Consider the following 19,406-nt stretch of genomic DNA (forward strand, 5'->3'; position numbering starts at 1 on the left):
AGCCCTGACCGTCATTGCGAGCCAACGGGTCGCGCGAATGCGCGCCCGATGACAGGCTCCGCGAAGCAATCCATATCGCCACGCGAAGAGAGAATGGATTGCTTCGCCGCTTACGCTCCTCGCAATGACGGCGGAGTTCACCCTCACGCCGCAGCGAACGCAGCCCTGACTTCCTTCACTGGCGCCATCTCGCGCACATAGGTGAATGCGCCCTGGTCTTTCATTTCGCGGGCGCATTTGAGGAAGGCGGCGAGCGCCACGCGCGCCATCGCGCCGCCGACGCTGATGCGCTTGACGCCGGCGGCGGCAATCTGCGGCACGGTCAATGTCGGATCGGCAAAACCCATCACCAGGTTGAAGGGTTTTCCGACCGACGATACGACCGTGCGGATGGTGTCGATGTCGTGCACGCCAGGCGAATAGAGCACGTCAGCGCCGGCGGCTTCGAACGCCTGCAGCCGCTTGATGGGTGTCGTCGAGATCATTATGGCCATACAGCAGGTTCTCGGCCCGCGCGGTCAGCGTGAACGGAAACGGTAGCGCGCGGGCCGCTTCGACCGCCGCATGCACCCGCTCGACCGCGAGCGCGAAATCGTAAATCGGCCGCCTCGGATCGCCGGTTGAATCCTCGATCGAGCCGCCGACCACGCCGGCTTCGGCCGCGCGCGCGATGGCTTTGGCGGCGGTCTTCGGGTCATCTGCGCCGCAATTTTCCAGATCCGCATTGACGGGCAGGTCGGTCGCGTCAGCAATGGCGCGGCAATTCTCGATAATGGCATCGAGGCTGACGGTGGCGCTGCCGAGCGTGTTGGCAAGCCCGAGGCTGGTGGTCGCGAGCGCCTCAAAACCCATCGCGGCGAGCAGCTTGGCGGTGCCGGCGTCCCATGGATTGGGGATGATGAAGGCGCCGGGCCGCGCGTGCAGGGCGCGGAACAGTTCGGCTTTTTCCATCTGGCTGCGCATCGGTCGTTTCCCTCAATTGGTTGCTTCGCGGCCAAACATAGGAGGCTTCCGTCCATCAGCCTAATTTGTTATTTATCTTCATCTCATCAGCTTTTTGCATGGGCCGGAAAATGGACAGCGACGCGCTCAGCACCTTCCTGACGGTTCACCGCCGCGGTGGAATCTCGAACGCCGCCAAGGCGCTGCACCGTTCGCAGCCGGCGATATCCCGGCGCATCGCGCTCCTGGAGCAGGAGCTCGGCATGCCCTTGTTCGAGCGGATCGCAGGACGGACGATCCTGAGCGATGCGGGGCGTGTGATGGTGCCGTATGCCGAGCGTGCGGTCGCCGCCGCGCAGGATGCGGAGAATGCGGTGCGCGCACTGGCGCGGCCGGATTCGGGACCGGTCGCACTGGCCGTGGTCGGCACGCTGGCGGGCGGCAGGCTATCGGCCATCTTGAAGCGTTTTGCGACCGAGCATCCCGGCGTTGATTTGTCCCTGCGAACCGCGACCAGTGCCGAGATCAGCGGTCTCATCCGCCGCGGCGAGGCGACGATCGGCTTGCGCTTTGATCGCGACGGTTCGCGCGATCTCGACTGCGAATTGCTGTTCGCCGAGCCGCTCCAGGTCGTTTGCGCGACCGATCACCCGCGTGCCGGCCGCCGCGTCACAAGACTTGCCGACCTGCGCGGCGAACGATGGATCGCATTCCCCGAAGTGCCGGGACGCCGCGAGATCGCGGCGTCGCATATCCTCGCGCTATTCCAGACTCGCGTCGCCTGGACGCCGGTCGACAGCCTGACCGCCCAGAAGCGCCTGATCGAGGCCGGTTTCGGCATCGCGCTGCTAGCGCAAATCAACGCCGCCGAGGAGCTCGAATCCTCGGCGCTTTCGACTATCCGTGTCGGTGACCTCGATGCCAGCCACGACATCGTGACAGTGACGCGCCGCGGCGGCTTTCTCAGCGCGGCCTCGCGGCGGCTCTTGGAGATTATTCGGGCGGCATACGGCGGGGTGAAAGCGTCGAAGCGATAATTCAAGCCGTCATTCCGGGATGGTCCGTTAGGACCAGACCCGAAATCTCGAGATTCCCCGATGCGCAATTGCGCATCTGAGGGGCGGTGCTTTCGCACCGCCCCGGAATGACGCCAGCTTTACGTTCCCGCCTTCACCTGGGCGACGGCGGTCGCCATCAGCTCGTCCATCTTGGCGCGGAGTTCCTGCTCGGTGAGGGCAACGCCCTTGGCCTTGATATCGGCCATCACCTTGCGAAGCACGTCGGAATCGCCGGCTTCCTCGAAATCGGCGGCGACCACCTCCTTGGCGTAGGCAGTGGCGGCGTCGCCGGTAATTCCGAGCTTTTCTGCGACCCAGGTTCCAAGCAGCCGGTTGCGGCGCGCCTCGGCCTTGAACTTCTGATCCGCATCGAGAGCGAATTTCTTCTCGAAACCTTCTTCGCGCTTGTCGAAAGTGCTCATATTTGAGTTCCAATCCCTGCCAGATGCACGCGGGGGCCGCGTTGTGGCGGCCCCGTCGCCTACCTAGATAGAGGGGGCGAATCGGCAAAACAACGGGCCGTTAAGCCGCAGTCTACAGGTATAAGTTGGGCCCAATTGGGCCGTGTCGATTGTGCTGGATAGGCCAATCGGATAGGTTGCCAACAGGCTTGGTTCTTGTTCTGTTTCCAGATGGTTAAGATCAGGTTCCTGGCCTTCACGGCAGCTCCGTCGTGGTCGTAAACCCTTGTCATCCGGAGCACACCAAATTCATGGATTTCAACAAAACACGGTACATCCCTATGAGCCGTCGACGCCGCATTTATGAAGGCAAGGCCAAGGTCCTGTATGAAGGTCCGGAGCCGGGAACCCTGATCCAGCACTTCAAGGACGATGCGACCGCGTTCAATGCCAAGAAACACCAGGTGATCGAGGGCAAGGGTGTCCTCAACAACCGGATTTCGGAGTACCTGTTTCAGCACCTCAACGACATCGGGGTGCCGACCCATTTCATCCGCCGCCTCAACATGCGCGAGCAGCTGATTCGCGAGGTCGAGATCGTGCCGCTGGAGGTGGTGGTGCGGAACGTGGCGGCGGGATCGCTGTCGCAGCGCCTCGGCATCGAGGAAGGCACCCAGCTGCCGCGCTCGATCATCGAGTTTTATTACAAGAACGACCAGCTCAACGACCCGATGGTCTCCGAAGAGCACATCACCGCATTCGGCTGGGCGACGCCGCAGGAAATCGACGACATCATGGCGCTCGCCATCCGCGTCAACGACTTCCTGACCGGGCTGTTTCTGGGCATCGGCATCCGTCTGGTCGATTTCAAGATGGAATGCGGCCGCCTGTTCGAGAACGAAATGATGCGGATCATCGTCGCCGACGAGATCTCGCCCGACTCATGCCGGCTGTGGGACATCAAGTCGAACGAGAAGCTCGACAAGGATCGTTTCCGCAGGGATCTGGGTGGTCTCCTGGAGGCCTATACCGAGGTCGCAAAGCGTCTGGGTATCCTGATGGAGAACGAGCGGCCGGCGGGTACGGGTCCGGTGCTGGTGAAGAGCTGAGGCAATCCTGTGAAAGCACGTGTTACCGTTACCCTGAAGTCCGGCATTCTCGATCCGCAGGGCAAGGCCATCGAAGGCGCGCTGAAATCGCTCGGCGTCGACGGTGTCGCCAGCGTCCGTCAGGGCAAGGTGTTCGACATCGAGCTATCAGGCTCGGACAAGGCCAAGGCCGAGGCGGCGTTGAAAGACGCCGCCGACAAGCTGCTGGCGAACACCGTGATCGAGAATTATCGGGTCGAACTGCTCTAGGCGCTTCCCATGAAATCAGCCGTTCTCGTCTTCCCTGGCATCAATCGCGAGCGCGATATGGCGCGGGCGCTTAAACTCGCATCGGGCAACGAGGCCGCGATGGTCTGGCATGCCGAGACCGCGCTGCCCAAGGGCACCGATCTCGTTGTGGTGCCCGGCGGGTTTTCCTATGGCGACTATCTGCGCTGCGGCGCCATTGCGGCGCGTGCGCCTGTCATGGGCGCGGTGCGGGATTTTGCGGCCAGTGGCGGCCTCGTGCTCGGCGTCTGCAACGGTTTTCAGATCCTCTGCGAAGCAGGGCTGCTTCCCGGCGTATTGATGCGCAACGCGCGGCTGAAATTCATCTGCAAGGATGTGCACCTGCGGGTCGAACGCTCCGACACGCCGTTCACGCGCGGCTACAATGCCGGCCAGGTCATCCGCGTGCCGGTGGCGCATGGCGAAGGCAATTACGAGGCCGATGAAGAGACGGTCAAGCGCCTCGAAGGCGAGGGGCGGGTGCTGTACCGTTATTGCTCCGCAGATGGCGTGGTGGACGAAAGCTCCAACATCAACGGCGCCGCGCAGTCGATCGCCGGCATCGTCAGCGAGCGCGGCAATGTGCTCGGCATGATGCCGCATCCGGAAAACCACGTCGAAGACATCATGGGCTGCACCGACGGTCGCGGCCTATTCGCCGGCCTCGTGGCGCACCTGGAAAAAGCCGCGTGATTGCCGATAGCGTTTTCAAGCGAAGCGGGAACCGGTTCGCGTGAAGAAAACGCGTCACAATAAAATGACGAAGTGGCTGCTGGCGGTCATTGCGTCGCTGTCTTTCGTCACGAGCGCCCACGCGCAGGATTATCCAAAACGTCCCGTCACGATGATCGTGCCGTTCGCGGCCGGCGGCACTTCGGACGTGATCGCGCGCGTGGTTGCCGAAGAGATGGCCAAGCCACTCGGACAGCCGATCGTGATCGAGAACATCGTGGGCGCCGGCGGCTCGATCGCGCTGGCGCGGGCGGCGCGCGCTGAAGCCGATGGTTACACCATCGCGATCGGCAATGCCGGCACCAGCGCAGCGACCTATACGATCTATCCGAAACTGTCGTTCACGCCGGACTCCTTCGTGCCGATTGCGATGGTGGCGAAGACCTTCGGCATCGTCGCGTTGCGCAAGGATTTTCCGGCCAAGAATCTTCAGGAGTTTATCGCCTACGCGAAGAAAAATCCCGGCAAGATCAATCTCGGACATGCCGGCGTCGGCTCGTCGAATTTCCTGATCTGCAAGAGCTTTGCGCAGGCCGCCGGCATCGATGTCACGCTGGTCGGCTATCGTGGCGCGGCGCCCGCGCTGACGGACGCGATCGGCGGCCAGATCGACGGCGTCTGCGATGCCGCAGCCTCCGTGTCGCAGGCGATCGACGACAAGCTCGTCAAGGCAATGGTGGTTGGCTCGACGGTGCGGCTCGCGACCTTGCCGGAACTGCCGACGTCCGCGGAATCGGGTCTCCCCGAATTCGAGGCGCAGGGCTGGAACGGTCTGTTCGCCCCAAAAGGCACGGCGCCGGCGATCATCGCGAAATTGAATGCCGCGGCGAAGAGCGCGGTGGAGAGCGATGCCGTCAAGAAGCGCTTTCACGATCTCTCGACCGTTGCCCCCGATGCGGATGAGCACGCGCCGGAAGTGCTGCAGCAGCTGGTGACGCGCGACGTTGAGAAATACCGCAAGCTGCTGGAAGAGAAGAAGTAGCGCGCCACTACGACACCCATACGATAGGCGGCTTGTCGTGGACTACCGCTTCCGGAATCGACACGGGATAACCGAGGCATAACACCGCAACCGGCGCCAGCGTGGCCGGAATTCCCAGCTCCTTCCTTACCTCTGGCGTGCTGAGCCAGAGCATCGGCGAGCCGACCCAGCACGTTCCCAATCCGCGCGCATGCGCTGACAACATCAGGTTCTGACCGGCGCGGCAACAATCTCCTACCGGTCCGGAAATGATGACGACGACCGGCGCGTCCCAGAAGATCTTGAAGCCGGGTCTTTCGATCCAGTCCCAGCCGGGTTCGTTGGGATGATGGTCTCTCGCATAGTCCATCGCGCGCGCGCCACAGGCCGCGATGCGCTCGACGCCCTGCACGACATTGAACGCCCAGGGGACCTGACCGCGAAAAGGCGGCGGCGCCTGTGCGGCATCCTCAATCACGCTTTCGATCAGCTCGGGCTCGACTGGTTTGGGATCATAGGAGCGCACCGACCGGCGCCCGTGGATCGCTGCAATGACGTCCATCTCGCTCTCCCCGGTCTCGATATTTCCGCGGAGCATACGCGAATTCTGAGGCGCAATCTGCGGGCACGGGCTTCCAGCCATTTCGCCGCGAACGTGTCCGGCTGGCCTGAAATTTGCTCCTGCATCCTCTGGCTACCCGCTGAACGCGGACTTTCCGATCGTCGGACGGAGGAATGTCATGCTCATCAAGCTTTCCCGTACCTTTGCGCTTGCGGCCGTTTTGCTGTCGTACCAACCGGCGATGGCCGAAACTGCGCTGCGCATCGCGATGACGGCGTCCGATATCCCGACCGCAACGGGAATGCCAAATAATGGCTTCGAAGGCATGCGCTTTATGGGCTATCCGATCTTTGAAGGGCTGGTGCTGTGGGATTTGACCAGAATCGACCGGTTGGCGACCCTGCGGCCCGGGCTCGCGGAGAAATGGGAGCAGGACCCAGCCGATAACAAGACGTGGATCTTCCATCTGCGCCGCGGCGTGAAATTCCACGACGGCACCGATTTCAATGCGGACGCCGTGATCTGGAACCTTGATCGCTATTTCAACAATAGCAGCCCACAATTTGAGCCGCCAAGCTCGGCAATTTCGCGGGCCCGCGTCCCTATCATGGGAAGCTACAAGAAGGTCGATGACGACACCGTCGCCATCACCACGACCAAGCCGGCGTCTTACTTTCCCTATATGGCGGTGTACCTTCTGTTCACGTCGCCTACGTCGTTCGAGAAGGCCGGCCGGGAGTGGGCCAAGGTCGCGACGTTGCCCGCTGCAGGCACCGGTCCATTCCGCATCACCAAGATCGTGCCACGGCAGGAAGCCAATCTCGCCCGGTGGGATAAATACTGGGACCCCAGCCGGATGGCGAAGGTCGACAACGTCGTGCTGATGCCGATCCCCGAAGCGAATTCGCGGCTGGCTGCGTTGCGCGCCGGCCAGGTCGACTGGATCGAAGTGCCGCCGCCCGATGGTCTCGCCTCACTGAAATCGGCGGGCTTCACCATCACGACCGGCTCATATCCGCATGTCTGGCCCTGGTTCTACAACATCGGCGCGACCAACAGCCCTTTCAAGGACGTCAGGGTTCGCCAGGCTCTAAACTATTGCATCGATCGTGAAGGGCTGGTGTCGCTTCTCAATGGGACCGCGGAGCCGTCGGTAGGCTGGCTCAAGGCCAGCGATCCCGATTTCGGAAGCCCGGTCAACCGCTACAAGTTCGACGCGGCCAAAGGCAAAGCCCTGCTTGCCGAAGCGGGATACACACCGGCGAAACCGTTATCGTTCAAGGCGCTGATCTCGAATTCCGGTTCGGGCCAAATGTTGCCTTTGCCGATGAACGAATTCCTGCAGCAGAACCTCAAAGAAAATTGCGGGGTAAATGTGGAAGTCGGCGTGATCGAATGGCAGGTTCTGTTGACGGCGGCCCGCGCCACACCCGATCATGCAAGCCTGCAAGGGGCGATGGTGCTCAACATCAGCTCGCCATCGTCAGATGCCGGTGTCATGGCGCGTTACTTTGCGGCGGCCAATTTTTCGCCGAACGGATTCAATTTTGAGCAATGGAAGGACGATGATTTCGAGGATGCGCTCAAGACGATTTCCGAGGCGACTGATCCGAAAGCCATCTCGGCCGCCTATCGCAAGGCGCACGAACGCATCGTCGATAATCCTCCCTGGCTTTTCATCGTCCACGATCTTAACCCGCGTGCGATGAGCCCGAAGGTCAAGGGTTTCGTCTCGCCGCAGTCGTGGTTCGTCGATCTCACCCTGGTCAATTTGCAGTAGAGAAGCGTCCGGATTCATTGCCCGCGCCAACGTGCCGAGCACAGCCTTCTACCGGCCGCGCAACCGGTCGATCCACTTGCCATAGCGATCGCCGGGAATGGTCATCGCGGCGACGCCGGCCATGACCAGTACCAGTCCAAGCGCCAGATTCGCCGGCACGGATTCGCCGAGCAGCAGCACCGAGAGACCGACGCCGATCGGTATGCGCAGATAACCTTGCGCGTTGGTGGTGAGCGTGCCGAGCCGGCTCAGGCACATATAAAACAGCATCAGCCCGAACGCGCTCGAGAAGATGCCCATCGCGACGGTCGCCGCCAGGGCTTCCGCCGTCGGCTGCAAGGTCCAGGGGTGATCGACGATCAGCGATGCCGGCAGCAGCACGAAGCCGCCGAACAGCAGTGAGCCCGCCGCCACCACCATCGGATCGTAGTCGGTCAGCCGCAGCCCGAAGATGGTGGCGCAGGCAAAGGAGAGGGTGGCGACAAGGATGACGATTTCGGCGAACACGTCCTTGCTGAGACCGCCGAGCGCGTCGAGCCCGATGATCGCGGCCGTTCCGGCGAGGCCGAGGATGGCGCCAACCAGCTTCAACAGCGTCGCCGGCTCGTGCCGCGTGATGCCCCAGGTGATCAGGAAGGCAAAAATAGGCGTCGTCGAGGCCAGCACCACGGCGCTGGATGCCGGCACATATTGTTGCGCCCAGGTGATCATCAAAAACGGGATGGTCGAGTTGATGCTCTGCTGGAAGGCGAACAGCTTCCAGGCCTTGGCATCGATCGGGAGACGCAATCCGCGCGCGTACAGGATGACGAGAAGGAATGCGGCCGCGATCAGCGAACGGGCCGAGATGAAGGTGATCGGCGGGATCGAGCCGAGGCCGATCTTGGCAGCGGATAGGTCGAACTCCAGCAGCACGCCAGCGCCAGCAGCAAGGCATAATCGCGCCAGCTGTGCTTCCCCGGGGGAATGCTAGGTGGCAACGGCGCCTGCGTCCGTCCGCGGCTTCCGCTTCACCCGCTTGATGGTGCCGGAAAAGGTGAACAGCGACCGCTCGCCCGATTTCAGCACCCCGCGCAGGAATATCAGGGAGCCGCCGGCACGGGTGATTTCACCCTCGCACTCGATCAGTTCGCCTTCGCGCGCCGCATCGAGGAACTCGCAGCCAAATGCGACCGTCACGCCCGACCCCTGCAGCACCGGCGAGGCCAGGGCGAACAGGCAGTAATCCGCAAAGGTCATGAAGCAGCCGCCATGGACGTTGCGCTGGCCGTTGAGGTGTTTTTTCTCGACGCGGAAGGCGCAGCGGACCCGGCCGTCTTCCTCCACCCGGTGCCAGAACGGCCCGCTATTGGTCTCGAAATTGTCACGGGTCCAGGTGCGCCAGCCGGCGAATTCGCCCTCGGTTTCAACGTACAGGTCGGGACGTTTGACGAAGGGGGTCGTGGAGAGGTCATTCACGAAATGGGGCCTTCCTTTGCAGGTTTAAGCCCTTAAATCCGATCCAGGCGTGATGTGCAAACGCCGATCCCGGCTGGCCTGCCGTAAAGCTCTGGACAGGGCGGAAATGCGTCCTAAAAGGCCTTTTCGCAGCCCCCCGATCTTCCTATTAAGGGACCCATGAACGAGCCCCAGATCACCCCCGAACTCGTCGCCAGCCATGGTCTCAAGCCGGACGAGTATGAGCGCATCCTCAAGCTGATCGGCCGGGTGCCGAGTTTCACCGAACTCGGGATTTTTTCCGCGATGTGGAACGAGCACTGCTCGTACAAATCCTCGCGCATCCATCTGGGCGGACTGCCGACCAAGGCGCCCTGGGTGATCCAGGGCCCGGGCGAGAACGCCGGGGTGATCGACATCGGTGACGGCCAGGCGGTCGTGTTCAAGATGGAGAGCCACAACCACCCGAGCTATATCGAGCCCTATCAGGGCGCGACCACCGGGGTCGGAGGCATTTTGCGTGACGTGTTCACGATGGGCGCGCGCCCGATTGCGTGCCTCAATGCGCTTTCCTTTGGCGCGCCGGAGCATCCCAAGACCCGCCATCTGGTGTCGGGCGTGGTCGCCGGCGTCGGCGGTTACGGCAATTCGTTCGGCGTGCCGACCGTTGGCGGGCAGGTGCGTTTCCACACCCGCTATGACGGCAACATCCTGGTCAACGCGATGGCCGTCGGCCTCGCCGACACCGACAAGATCTTCTATGCGGCGGCCTCCGGCGTAAACATGCCGATCGTCTATCTGGGATCCAAGACCGGCCGCGACGGCATTCACGGCGCCTCGATGGCGTCGGCCGAATTCGACGATGATTCCGCCGAGAAGCGTCCGACCGTGCAGGTCGGCGATCCCTTCGCGGAAAAGCTCCTGCTGGAAGCCTGCCTCGAGATCATGGAAGCCGATTGCGTGATCGCGATCCAGGACATGGGCGCGGCCGGGCTGACCTGTTCGGCTGTCGAGATGGGCGCCAAGGGCGATCTCGGCGTCGATCTCAATCTCGACGCGGTGCCGACGCGCGAAACCGGCATGAGCGCCTATGAGATGATGCTCTCGGAAAGCCAGGAGCGCATGCTCATGGTGCTGAAGCCCGAGAAGGAACAAGAGGCCGAGGCGATCTTCCGCAAATGGGGGCTCGATTTTGCCGTTGTCGGCTACACCACGCCGAGCAAACGCTTCGTGGTGAAGCATGGCGGTGACGTCATGGCCGATTTGCCGATCAAGGAATTGGGAGACGAGGCGCCGCTGTACGACCGGCCGCATGTCGCATCCGCATTGTTGCCGGTGGTGCGCGCGCAGGACGTCAAGCCGCCGATCGGCATTTCGGCCGCGCTGGAAAAGCTGATAGCGACGCCCGAGCTGTGCTCGCGGCGCTGGGTCTGGGAGCAGTACGACCACGTCATCCTCGGCAATACGGTGCAGCGCCCGGGTGGCGACGCCGCCGTCGTGCGGGTGCAGGACGGACCAAAGGGGCTTGCGCTCACGGTCGACGTAACGCCGCGTTATTGCGAGGCCGATCCGTTCGAAGGCGGCAAGCAGGCGGTGGCCGAGGCCTGGCGCAACATCACGGCGGTCGGCGGACGGCCGCTCGCGATCACCGACAATCTGAATTTCGGCAATCCGGAACGGCCCGAAATCATGGGTCAGTTCGTCGGCTGCCTGAAGGGTATTGCGGAAGCCTGTCGTTCGCTCGACTTCCCCGTCGTGTCCGGCAACGTCTCGCTCTACAACGAGACCAACGGCCGCGGCATTCTGCCGACGCCCTCGATTGGCGGCGTCGGGCTGCTCGACGATTTCACCAAGTCCGCGACGCTCGCCTTCAAGGCGGCAGGCGAGGCGATCCTCTTGATCGGTGACACGCAGGGCTGGCTCGGACAGTCCGTCTATCTGCGCGATGTCTGTGGCCGCGAAGAGGGCGCGCCGCCGCCGGTGGACCTCGCCGCCGAAAAGCGCAATGGCGACGTGGTGCGCGGCATGATCCACGCCGGCACCGCAACCGCGGTGCATGATGTTTCCGACGGCGGACTCCTGATCGCGCTCGCGGAGATGGCGATTGCGAGTGGCATCGGCGCGCAATTGCTGGCGGCACCGGCCTCGATCGTGCCGCACGGCTACTGGTTCGGCGAAGACCAGGCACGCTACATCGTGACGGTGCCGGCGGCCGATGCCGGACTGGTGCTGGCGAAGATGAAGGGCGCCGGGGTGCCCTGCGCGCGGATCGGCACCACCGGTGGTGATGCAATTGCGGTGGCCGGTGAAGCACCGGTCGCGGTGACGTCGCTCAATACGGCGTTCGAAAGCTGGCTCCCGGCCTATATGAGCGGCAAGGCGTCCTGATCTTACGGGCTACTGGCCCTCACAGCACCCGCTTCGCACCCGGAATCTGCCGTAGCGCGCGCGTCAGCGCCCAGCTGAACGCGACCGTCAATACGAAGCCGATGGGGGCTTTCACGGTCGCAGGCATATTGAAATCGAAGAGCCAATACTGCAGCCACAGCGCGATCGGATAGTGCACCAGGAACATGCCGTAGGCGTCGCCCTGCATCGGATCGAGGACGCTCTTGCCGGAGTGGGCGAACCGCAGGAAATAGGCCAGGATCAGGAACAGGATGGCCACGCTGAAGACGGTGAAGCAGACAGCATAGGCCCCTTCATACCAGTCGGGTAGGTCTGCTGGATTCCCCAGGTTTTCGCGCTTGATGGAGATCAGCACCCACATGAGGTAATACGGAACGATCGCTAGGATCATCCAATCCCAGCTGACCTTCGCCATCCGGCCGTCAGCCGCGAGCAGCCCGCGATCCATCATCGCAACGCCGATGCCGGCGCCGAAAAAGAAGTAGGTTGCGTAGAGCATCACGCGCCCGTGCTGGACGGAAAACGGTCCGAACTCGAACCAGCTGCCTGCTCCGTAGTAAATCCGCCCGGGAATGTAGAACGCAGCGGTGACGGCAAGCATGACCGCGAAGAACACCGCGGGCCGGCGGCGACCGTGCAGCGAGAGGCGATTGATCGGATCGAGAAGGTTGGGTGACAGCCGATACAGCAGGCAAGCAACCAGGTCGAAGCCGAGCAAGACCCAAAGGAACCAGATCGGTCCGCTCGGCCAGGGTCCGACGGTGACGGTTTTCCACCAGAATGAAGCGAAGCTGACCTCGGGATGCTGACGCAGGGAAATGGCGTAATAGGCGATCGGAATGACGGTCAGCGCGCAGATCGCGAATGGCAGGGCAAGCCGAAACAGGCGATCCTGCAAATAATTCAGCGGTCCCTTTCGCGCAATGCCGGACCATGCGAACAAGCCAGACAGGAAAAAGAACATCGCCATGAAGAAACTGTCGGTGGCGAGCACGATCATGTCGAAGCCGAAGAATGACTTCGGGTCGGTGTGACCGTAGTAAGTATACGGGATGACGGCGTGGTGCAGCAGCACCACCAGCGTCAGGAAGGTGCGGGCGCGATCAAGCGAAAGGTTTCGCGTTTTGGTTTTTGGCACCGCGTGAGCGTCGGCGTGCCCCGCGGCGGTAATCGATGTCATGCGTGCCTCCCCAGCCAGGCTATTTGTCCGGAATGTTGCAGCCGGGAACCCGATCAGCAAGGCCAATCATCAAACCCCGCAGCGAGGCATCGTCGTTCACTCGATGAGAATGTCGCGAGCTCGCGGCTGAAAAGGATCTGGAATCTCGTTACGCGGCAAAAGCGCCAAGCCCGGCTTCGCGCCAGATGATCCAGCCGTCCGCGCCTTGGCCGGCGGATCAGGCCCTCAGACGACTTCCTCGATCTTGACCTTGTCCGGATAGAACGCCAGATGGCCGGCGATCTCTGCCATCGCCGGGAACGGCGTCTCATAGGTCCAGATCGAGTTCTCCAGTGTCTTGCCGTCGGCGTTGATGCTGAAATAATTCGCGTCCCCCTTATAGGGACAATGCGTGGTCCGCTCGGTGCGGGCCAACAGCGCCATATTGACGTCGCTGCGCGGCACATATTGCACCGCCGGATAGCGCGCCTCCTTGAGAGTGAGGGCCTGGGTGGTGTCGGCGATGACCACGCCGCCGGCCGAAACCCGGACGCGCTTGGGATTGGCCGCAATCGTGATCGGATGGTCGGGACCGGGAAGTTTCATGCTTCTTTGCCTCTTTTTGGGTCAGCCGGATGTGACCGGACGCCTCAACCTGAATGGTTTAAAAGGTTTGAACCCGGGATATAGTGCCGGGCAGGATGACCTAGAAGGGCGTACGCGCTAGGTTTGGCCGTCACGGTCGCGAGAGCTGGCCGTGATTCGCAACATCTGACGGAGACATGCTGGAATGCCGATGGACGCCCACGATATCGAATCGATGATCAAGGCAGCCATACCCGATGCCGAGGTGACGATCCGCGATCTGGCCGGTGACGGCGACCACTACGCCGCGACTGTGATTTCTGAGTCCTTCCGCGGCAAGTCGAGGGTCCAGCAACACCAGATCGTCTACCAGTCGCTCAAGGGGCAGATGGGCGGCGTGCTGCACGCGCTGGCGCTGCAAACCGGGGTGCCCGAAGGCTGACCGAACCTCGGAGGCGCGCCGATGGCGGCGGATGCACACGGCGCGCTGTTTCGACCGATCGTGCCGCACCAGCACAGCCGGGTGACCTACGCCGAGCTGTTCTTCGATCTCGTCTTCGTCTTTGCGGTCACACAGATCTCGCACAGCCTGCTCGGCCATTTCACGCCATTGGGCGCGCTGCAGGTCACGATGCTGTTCCTCGCGGTCTGGTGGGTGTGGGTCTACACCTCCTGGATCACCAACTGGCTCAATCCCGAAAAGACCCCGGTCCGGCTGCTGCTGTTTGCGCTGACGCTCGGCGGGCTCGTGCTCTCGACCTCGATCCCGAAGGCGTTTGACGACCGCGGGCTGTGGTTCGCGTTGGCCTATGCCGCGATGCAGGTCGGCAAGACCGTGTTCCTGTGGGTCGCGACGCCACCGTCGCGTCCCCTGGCGCGGATGAATGCGATCCGCATCACGTCGTGGCTGGCGTTGTCGGCGGTGTTCTGGATCGCGGGTGGCTTTGCGAAGGGCGAAACCCGGCTGGTGCTGTGGGGGATCGCGCTCGTCATCGAATATCTGTCGCCGGCGGTGCGGTTCTGGATACCCCGGTACGGCGCGTCTTCGGTCGCCGATTGGGTGATCGAGGGCGGCCACATGGCCGAACGCTGCGCGGGGTTCATCATCATCGCGCTCGGCGAATCCATCATCGTGACGGGTGTTACTTTTGCCGAGCTGACCTGGACGATCGAAAACGTCGCGGCCTTCGTGTCAGCCTTTGTCGGCACCCTGGCGATGTGGTGGATCTACTTCAACAAGGGCGCCGAAGCGGGATCCGAGCAGATCTCAAAATCGAGCGAACCGGGGCGGCTGGCGCGGCTCGCCTATACTTACCTGCACATGCCGATCGTGGCCGGGATTATCGTCACGGCAGTGGCCGACGAACTCGTGCTGAAGCACCCGGGCGGTCATTCCGATCTCAGGACGGTCCTGAGCGCGACCGGCGGACCGCTGCTGTTCCTGATCGGGACGATCCTGTTCAAGCACAGTTTTCGCGGCTTTCTGCAGCTCTCGCACGGTGTCGGTATTATCGTGCTGTGCGGGCTGGCCTGGTTCGCGCACGACCTGTCGCCGCTATCGCTCTCGTTGCTCACGACCGCGATCATGGTGGCGGTCGCGGTGTGGGAATCAATCTCGCTCAGGTCCGACACGCCGGAGTAACGGCGTGTGCCGGTCGCGTGACCGGCACGCCATCGCGAACTGCAAGCACTACTTCTGGGCGACGAGGTTCTTCAGGACGAGGTCGGACAACTGGACCACAAGGGCACGAAGCCTGACATTTTCCTCGATCAGCGACGCCAGCGCGGCGCTCACGTCGGAATCGGGTCCCTCGTCTTCATCGTCGAGCGCCGATGAAGGTCCGAAGCGGTGCTTCTGGTTCCCGGACGTCGGATACGCATTCCCCATAACTAGATCCCCTGGCACGAACTCACCCCAGCCAAGTCGTATGCGCAGGATTGGCTGAGTCGGCGTCAAAATTTGGACATTTCGAAGGGGAAACGACAGCGCTGCTGCAGCGAATTGCTGGCGTAGATTGCCGAAATTGCAAATTTGTTAAGCATTTGCTTTCATACGGATTACGAAGGTGCAGGTAGCGCGGCGGCGCGGACACCTTTTTTGCAAGTTAAATCTGACCAGCGCGGTCAACTCAGTTCCCACGGCATGCCCGTGGCCGAGAACGCGCGCCGATGAAACAAAGCGAAGCACGTGCCCTGATACTCCAGCAGTGGGATGACTGGATACTGACGCACGCGATCGATCCTGGCGGACCCACCGGCAAGGACTCGCTGCGATTCTTCTACGAGCTGCAGGACGACGGGTCACCGCTGTTGGATTTCCAATCTCGCGGGCAGGACAAATGGCGCATCATTCACGGCTGGCTGTTGGGCGCCGGGCGATTGTCCGATCATTGGATGATGCCTTCGCCACGGATCATACCCACGCGCAAGCCGCGGTCGGCGCGCGGCAAGTCCGGGGCGAAAACGTGAAGCGGCCTCAGCTTGAAGCCGCCAGCGCGTGAACCGAGAACATCCCGCCCTTGTCGGTCCAGGATTCCCGCACCTTCCAGCCCGCCCCGCGCGCCAGTGCGGTGAAACGCTCGAAGCTGTATTTGTAGCTATTCTCGGTATGGATGCTCTCGCCGGGACGGAACGAGAAACTGTGCCCGAGCACGCGCACGTTCTGCGCCTTGCGGCTGATCAGGTGCATTTCGATGCGATGGCGGTCGCGATTGTAGATCGAGCGGTGGGTGAAGGCGGAGAGGTCGAAATTGCCTCCGAGCTCGCGGTTGATGCGCACCAGCACATTGAGATTGAAGCGCGCGGTGACTCCCGCCGAATCATTGTAAGCGTCGTAAAGCACGCGCTCATCTTTTTCGAGATCGACGCCGATGATCATCTGCGCGCCATCGCCGAGGATTTCGCGGGCGGTGCGCAGGAAGGCGCTGGCTTCATGCGGCTCGAAATTGCCGAGCGTCGATCCCGGAAAGAAGCCGAGCTTCGGCATATTGGCGATTTCGGCCGGCAGCGCAAACGGTGCAGTGAAATCGGCGGCCACCGGATAGACGTTGAGACCGGGGAAGTCCGTGCGCAGGGCATCGGCCTGCGCCTTGAGAAAGTCGCCGGATATATCAACCGGGACGTAGGCGCCGAAGTCGCTGCGTTCCAGCAGCAGGCGCGCCTTCGTGGTGGCGCCGGCGCCGAATTCCACCAGCGCCGCCCCCTTCGCGATGATCGCGGCAATCGCATCGCCGCGGTCGCGCAGAATGCCCAGTTCGGTACGGGTCGGATAATATTCCGGCAGCACCGTGATCTGTTCGAACAGCTCCGAACCCGTGACGTCGTAGAAATATTTCGGCGACAGCCGTTTCGGATGCTGTGCGAGGTTGCCGATCACGTCTTCCGCAAATGCGGAAGTCTGTTCGTCGAACTCGTGCGTTTGGGCCAAAGCGGGGGCGTGCACATTCATGATACTCTCCTGAACGCGCTTCCCGGCGCGCTTGATCATCGGTTGGGCATGATCTGGTTTCGAAAGGCGTTACGCGCCATTCCGGATCATGCTTGAGAAAAGTCAGGCGTAGTCTGCAAGGCGCAATCCCGTGAATTGCCAGCGGTGGTGCGGATAAAAGAAGTTGCGATAGGTGATACGGCTGTGTGCGGCCGGAGTTGCAAGCGAGGAGCCGCGCAGCACCAGCTGGTTGACCATGAACTTGCCGTTATATTCGCCGAGCGCGCCTTCGATGGCGCGATACCCGGGGTAGGGCGAGTAGGAACTGCGGGTCCACTGCCAGACGATGCCGAACGCATCGTTCAACAGGCCGGCACGTGCCGCGACTTCCCATTCCATCTCGGTCGGCAGATGCTTTCCGCTCCAGCGCGCGAACGCATCCGCCTCGTAATAACTGACATGGCTGACCGGAGCGGACGGATCGATCGGCTGCAATCCGCCGAGCGTCATGATCCGCCATTCGCCGTCGACCTGGCGCCAATGGCCGGGCGCCTGCCATTGCTCGTTGTTCACGGCGGCAAAACCGTCCATCAGCCACAGCGTCGCCGTTGCGTAGCCGCCGTCCTTCATGAAGGCGAGCCACTCGGCGTTGGTGACGAGGCTGCGGGCGAGTTTCACGGGGCCGACCAGCGCGCGGTGGGCGGGCTTCTCATTGTCGAAATGAAAACTGTCGTCGCTATGCCCGACGGTATGGATGCCTTCGTTCAGGGCGATCCATTCGTCACCGCCCCGTGTCGGGGCAGGGAAGCGCCACGCCGCGTCATAGGCCGGCGGGATCGGGTTCTGGGCGAAGGCGTGCAGGATGTCGGTCAGCATCAATTCCTGATGCTGCTGCTCGTGGTTGAGACCGACTTCGACCAGCGGTACCAGTCCGGTAAGGACGTCCTCGCGCGCGGTCTGGAAGAATTTGACGACGGCGGCATCGACATGGCGCCGATAGGCGGTGACTTCATCGGCGCTCGGGCGCGTGAGGTGACCGCGCTGGTGGCGGGCATGGCGGGGGCCGGCACTGACATAATAGGAGTTGAACAGGAAGGCGTAGTCGGGGTGAAAAACCCGATAGCCCTCGCAATGCTCGCCGAGCAGGAATTGCTCGAAAAACCAGGTGGTATGAGCGCGGTGCCACTTTGCCGGGCTGGCGTCCGGCATCGACTGGATCAGCTGATCCTCGGGGGACAGGGGTGCGGCCCGGCGCTCGGTCTCGTCCCGGACAGCGAGATAGGCGTCGACCAGTCGCTGGGCGAGGGTGCCGGAATCGGAAAAGAGTGACGGGATGGGGGTGGCAAACGCGGCCGCGGCTACTGATTTCGTCACTGGTGGCTCCGGTTCGGGAGAGAACGTTTCTCTGGCAGACAGGTTCCTGACGGACAGTCCGTCCTAGATAGGGGTTCCCATCCGGGAAAAAAGCCTCCCGGCGCCATGATATTGATGCCATCAGACTATGAGTCGCCCGGCCTTTTGGGCCCCGCGTCAAGGCCGCGCATGCCAGCTCCTCGCCATTTTACTTTGGATGCACAACGGTTTGGGCTACATATATAGGCAGGATCGGGTTAAATCGGACGAGCCGGCCCGCAAGGCTTAGCCGCAGGGGACCGTGCCCCAAAAGGAAGCGAATATGAGCATCGAGCAATTCATCGACAACGAAGTGAAGTCGAACGACGTCGTGCTGTTCATGAAGGGAACACCGCAGTTTCCCCAGTGCGGTTTTTCGGGGCAGGTGGTCCAGATCCTCGATCACGTGGGCGTCGGCTACAAGGGCCTGAATGTTCTGGAGTCCGCCGATCTGCGCGACGGCATCAAAACCTACTCCAACTGGCCGACCATTCCGCAACTCTACGTCAAGGGCGAGTTCGTTGGCGGCTGCGACATCGTCCGCGAGATGTTCCAGGCCGGTGAACTGCAGCAGCTGCTGGCCGACAAAGGCGTCACCGTCAACACGGCGGCTTCAGCCTGAGTTCGTCCGCGCGCCAGATCGGCAAGGCGCGGGTGGAAGTCATCGTTGCCGACATCACCAGCTTGCGCGTTGACGCCATCGTCAACGCCGCGAATTCGTCCCTGCTCGGCGGGGGCGGCGTCGATGGGGCAATCCATCGGGCGGCCGGACCCGAATTGGTGATGGAAAGCCGCATGTTGCACGGTTGTAAAACCGGCAACGCCAAGATCACCCGGGGCTACCGGCTCAAGGCCCAACATGTGATCCACACAGTTGGACCGGTTTGGAACGGCGGTAACCTTGGCGAAGACGATTTGCTCGCCTCGTGTTATCGCTGCTCGATCGAACTTTGCCGGAAGCACGGTCTTGCCTCCGTGGCTTTTCCGGCGATTTCAACCGGCATCTATCGCTTCCCCGCCGAACGCGCGGCCGGGATCGCGGTCGCAACCGTGGTCGATGCGCTGGCCACGGCACCTGAAATGACCAGCGTGATTTTTTGCTGCTTCTCCGAGGATAGCGCCCGCCTGCATGAATCGGCGCTGGCTGCCTTCGGGAGCCCTTGTGCCTGATGACACGCGACCGCT

20 protein-coding genes and 2 pseudogenes are annotated in these 19,406 nt (G+C 62.3%); 12 read left to right on the forward strand and 10 right to left on the reverse strand.

Features of this window, described 5'->3' with window-relative positions:
- Nucleotides 1–143 precede the first annotated feature (143 nt).
- Nucleotides 144–963: pseudogene (locus JQ611_RS22450) on the reverse strand (oxaloacetate decarboxylase).
- Nucleotides 964–1,073: 110 nt separating this feature from the next.
- Here JQ611_RS22450 and JQ611_RS22455 point away from each other — a divergent pair.
- Nucleotides 1,074–1,979, forward strand: a complete 906-nt coding sequence (locus JQ611_RS22455) for a LysR family transcriptional regulator (protein WP_212466624.1) — start codon at nt 1,074–1,076, stop codon at nt 1,977–1,979.
- Nucleotides 1,980–2,098: 119 nt separating this feature from the next.
- Here the strand turns inward: JQ611_RS22455 and JQ611_RS22460 are convergent, their stop codons facing one another.
- Nucleotides 2,099–2,422 (reverse strand): DUF1476 domain-containing protein, encoded by a 324-nt coding sequence (locus JQ611_RS22460; RefSeq protein WP_212264377.1) that lies wholly within the window; start codon nt 2,420–2,422, stop codon nt 2,099–2,101.
- Between the two features lie 320 nt (nt 2,423–2,742).
- On the opposite strand from JQ611_RS22460, the gene purC reads away from it, so the two are divergent.
- From purC to JQ611_RS22480, 4 genes are all read left to right on the forward strand, one after another.
- Entirely contained in the window at nt 2,743–3,510 is a 768-nt protein-coding gene (purC, locus tag JQ611_RS22465) for a phosphoribosylaminoimidazolesuccinocarboxamide synthase (RefSeq protein ID WP_171708996.1), read from the forward strand.
- Between the two features lie 9 nt (nt 3,511–3,519).
- Nucleotides 3,520–3,759 carry a phosphoribosylformylglycinamidine synthase subunit PurS gene (purS, locus tag JQ611_RS22470; protein ID WP_028349990.1) on the forward strand — a complete coding sequence of 80 codons (240 nt, stop codon included), beginning with the start codon at nt 3,520–3,522 and terminating at the stop codon, nt 3,757–3,759.
- 9 nt (nt 3,760–3,768) lie between these two features.
- The gene (gene purQ / locus JQ611_RS22475; RefSeq protein ID WP_212466625.1) at nt 3,769–4,470 is read left to right on the forward strand and encodes a phosphoribosylformylglycinamidine synthase subunit PurQ; all 702 of its coding nucleotides are present in this window, start codon (nt 3,769–3,771) and stop codon (nt 4,468–4,470) included.
- Between the two features lie 64 nt (nt 4,471–4,534).
- A complete protein-coding gene (locus JQ611_RS22480; RefSeq protein WP_212264440.1) occupies nt 4,535–5,491 on the forward strand; it encodes a tripartite tricarboxylate transporter substrate-binding protein in 957 nt (318 codons plus the stop codon).
- 7 nt (nt 5,492–5,498) lie between these two features.
- On the opposite strand, the gene JQ611_RS22485 is transcribed toward JQ611_RS22480, so the two are convergent.
- Nucleotides 5,499–6,032, reverse strand: coding sequence for a nitroreductase family protein (locus tag JQ611_RS22485; protein ID WP_212466626.1), 534 nt, complete (start codon nt 6,030–6,032; stop codon nt 5,499–5,501).
- A 178-nt stretch (nt 6,033–6,210) separates the two neighbouring features.
- Between JQ611_RS22485 and JQ611_RS22490 the strand changes: the two genes are divergently transcribed.
- Entirely contained in the window at nt 6,211–7,812 is a 1,602-nt protein-coding gene (locus JQ611_RS22490; protein ID WP_212466627.1) for an ABC transporter substrate-binding protein, read from the forward strand.
- Between the two features lie 48 nt (nt 7,813–7,860).
- Here JQ611_RS22490 and JQ611_RS22495 read toward each other — a convergent pair.
- Together JQ611_RS22495 and JQ611_RS22500 are read right to left on the reverse strand one after the other, a co-directional pair.
- Nucleotides 7,861–8,792 (reverse strand): annotated as a pseudogene (locus JQ611_RS22495) (DMT family transporter).
- Entirely contained in the window at nt 8,782–9,270 is a 489-nt protein-coding gene (locus tag JQ611_RS22500) for a PaaI family thioesterase (RefSeq protein ID WP_212466628.1), read from the reverse strand. The pseudogene JQ611_RS22495 and the gene JQ611_RS22500 overlap by 11 nt, the downstream one beginning before the upstream one ends.
- Before the next feature lie 159 nt (nt 9,271–9,429).
- Here JQ611_RS22500 and purL point away from each other — a divergent pair, with 159 nt between their 5' ends.
- Nucleotides 9,430–11,637: a phosphoribosylformylglycinamidine synthase subunit PurL gene (purL, locus tag JQ611_RS22505; protein WP_212466629.1), complete on the forward strand. Its 2,208-nt coding sequence runs from the start codon at nt 9,430–9,432 to the stop codon at nt 11,635–11,637.
- 19 nt (nt 11,638–11,656) lie between these two features.
- Here the strand turns inward: purL and JQ611_RS22510 are convergent, their stop codons facing one another.
- Together JQ611_RS22510 and JQ611_RS22515 are read right to left on the reverse strand one after the other, a co-directional pair.
- On the reverse strand, nt 11,657–12,838 hold the full coding sequence (locus tag JQ611_RS22510; RefSeq protein WP_212387083.1) for an acyltransferase: 1,182 nt from the start codon (nt 12,836–12,838) through the stop codon (nt 11,657–11,659).
- A gap of 225 nt (nt 12,839–13,063) precedes the next feature.
- Nucleotides 13,064–13,423 carry a DUF427 domain-containing protein gene (locus JQ611_RS22515; RefSeq protein WP_212264384.1) on the reverse strand — a complete coding sequence of 120 codons (360 nt, stop codon included), beginning with the start codon at nt 13,421–13,423 and terminating at the stop codon, nt 13,064–13,066.
- Between the two features lie 184 nt (nt 13,424–13,607).
- Between JQ611_RS22515 and JQ611_RS22520 the strand changes: the two genes are divergently transcribed.
- On the forward strand, nt 13,608–13,844 hold the full coding sequence (locus JQ611_RS22520; RefSeq protein WP_057838868.1) for a BolA family protein: 237 nt from the start codon (nt 13,608–13,610) through the stop codon (nt 13,842–13,844).
- A gap of 21 nt (nt 13,845–13,865) precedes the next feature.
- Complete coding sequence (locus JQ611_RS22525) at nt 13,866–15,044, forward strand: low temperature requirement protein A (RefSeq protein ID WP_212466630.1); 1,179 nt, start codon at nt 13,866–13,868, stop codon at nt 15,042–15,044.
- 48 nt (nt 15,045–15,092) lie between these two features.
- Here the strand turns inward: JQ611_RS22525 and JQ611_RS22530 are convergent, their stop codons facing one another.
- Nucleotides 15,093–15,290: a hypothetical protein gene (locus JQ611_RS22530; protein ID WP_212264386.1), complete on the reverse strand. Its 198-nt coding sequence runs from the start codon at nt 15,288–15,290 to the stop codon at nt 15,093–15,095.
- Between the two features lie 281 nt (nt 15,291–15,571).
- On the opposite strand from JQ611_RS22530, the gene JQ611_RS22535 reads away from it, so the two are divergent.
- Nucleotides 15,572–15,871 (forward strand): hypothetical protein, encoded by a 300-nt coding sequence (locus tag JQ611_RS22535; RefSeq protein WP_212264387.1) that lies wholly within the window; start codon nt 15,572–15,574, stop codon nt 15,869–15,871.
- 7 nt (nt 15,872–15,878) lie between these two features.
- On the opposite strand, the gene egtD is transcribed toward JQ611_RS22535, so the two are convergent.
- The gene (egtD, locus tag JQ611_RS22540) at nt 15,879–16,850 is read right to left on the reverse strand and encodes an L-histidine N(alpha)-methyltransferase (protein WP_212264388.1); all 972 of its coding nucleotides are present in this window, start codon (nt 16,848–16,850) and stop codon (nt 15,879–15,881) included.
- A 102-nt stretch (nt 16,851–16,952) separates the two neighbouring features.
- The gene (gene egtB, locus JQ611_RS22545; RefSeq protein ID WP_409410658.1) at nt 16,953–18,164 is read right to left on the reverse strand and encodes an ergothioneine biosynthesis protein EgtB; all 1,212 of its coding nucleotides are present in this window, start codon (nt 18,162–18,164) and stop codon (nt 16,953–16,955) included.
- A gap of 340 nt (nt 18,165–18,504) precedes the next feature.
- Between egtB and grxD the strand changes: the two genes are divergently transcribed.
- A complete protein-coding gene (grxD, locus tag JQ611_RS22550; protein ID WP_212264390.1) occupies nt 18,505–18,843 on the forward strand; it encodes a Grx4 family monothiol glutaredoxin in 339 nt (112 codons plus the stop codon).
- Nucleotides 18,840–19,391, forward strand: a complete 552-nt coding sequence (locus tag JQ611_RS22555) for an O-acetyl-ADP-ribose deacetylase (protein ID WP_212466644.1) — start codon at nt 18,840–18,842, stop codon at nt 19,389–19,391. The genes grxD and JQ611_RS22555 overlap by 4 nt, the downstream gene beginning before the upstream one ends.
- The last annotated feature ends 15 nt before the right edge of the window (nt 19,392–19,406 follow it).

The organism is Bradyrhizobium sp. AUGA SZCCT0182 (assembly GCF_018130185.1).
Taxonomy (GTDB): Bacteria; Pseudomonadota; Alphaproteobacteria; order Rhizobiales; family Xanthobacteraceae; genus Bradyrhizobium.

Bases quoted from the DNA above. Each gene is read 5' to 3' on its own strand.
- JQ611_RS22455 (WP_212466624.1), top strand. From the start codon at position 1,074: ATGGACAGCGACGCGCTCAGCACCTTCCTGACGGTTCACCGCCGCGGT.
- JQ611_RS22460 (WP_212264377.1), bottom strand. From the start codon at position 2,422: ATGAGCACTTTCGACAAGCGCGAAGAAGGTTTCGAGAAGAAATTCGCT.
- purC (WP_171708996.1), top strand. From the start codon at position 2,743: ATGAGCCGTCGACGCCGCATTTATGAAGGCAAGGCCAAGGTCCTGTAT.
- purQ (WP_212466625.1), top strand. From the start codon at position 3,769: ATGAAATCAGCCGTTCTCGTCTTCCCTGGCATCAATCGCGAGCGCGAT.
- JQ611_RS22480 (WP_212264440.1), top strand. From the start codon at position 4,535: ATGACGAAGTGGCTGCTGGCGGTCATTGCGTCGCTGTCTTTCGTCACG.
- JQ611_RS22485 (WP_212466626.1), bottom strand. From the start codon at position 6,032: ATGGACGTCATTGCAGCGATCCACGGGCGCCGGTCGGTGCGCTCCTAT.
- JQ611_RS22490 (WP_212466627.1), top strand. From the start codon at position 6,211: ATGCTCATCAAGCTTTCCCGTACCTTTGCGCTTGCGGCCGTTTTGCTG.
- purL (WP_212466629.1), top strand. From the start codon at position 9,430: ATGAACGAGCCCCAGATCACCCCCGAACTCGTCGCCAGCCATGGTCTC.
- JQ611_RS22510 (WP_212387083.1), bottom strand. From the start codon at position 12,838: ATGACATCGATTACCGCCGCGGGGCACGCCGACGCTCACGCGGTGCCA.
- JQ611_RS22515 (WP_212264384.1), bottom strand. From the start codon at position 13,423: ATGAAACTTCCCGGTCCCGACCATCCGATCACGATTGCGGCCAATCCC.
- JQ611_RS22520 (WP_057838868.1), top strand. From the start codon at position 13,608: ATGCCGATGGACGCCCACGATATCGAATCGATGATCAAGGCAGCCATA.
- JQ611_RS22525 (WP_212466630.1), top strand. From the start codon at position 13,866: ATGGCGGCGGATGCACACGGCGCGCTGTTTCGACCGATCGTGCCGCAC.
- JQ611_RS22530 (WP_212264386.1), bottom strand. From the start codon at position 15,290: ATGGGGAATGCGTATCCGACGTCCGGGAACCAGAAGCACCGCTTCGGA.
- JQ611_RS22535 (WP_212264387.1), top strand. From the start codon at position 15,572: ATGAAACAAAGCGAAGCACGTGCCCTGATACTCCAGCAGTGGGATGAC.
- egtD (WP_212264388.1), bottom strand. From the start codon at position 16,850: ATGAATGTGCACGCCCCCGCTTTGGCCCAAACGCACGAGTTCGACGAA.
- grxD (WP_212264390.1), top strand. From the start codon at position 18,505: ATGAGCATCGAGCAATTCATCGACAACGAAGTGAAGTCGAACGACGTC.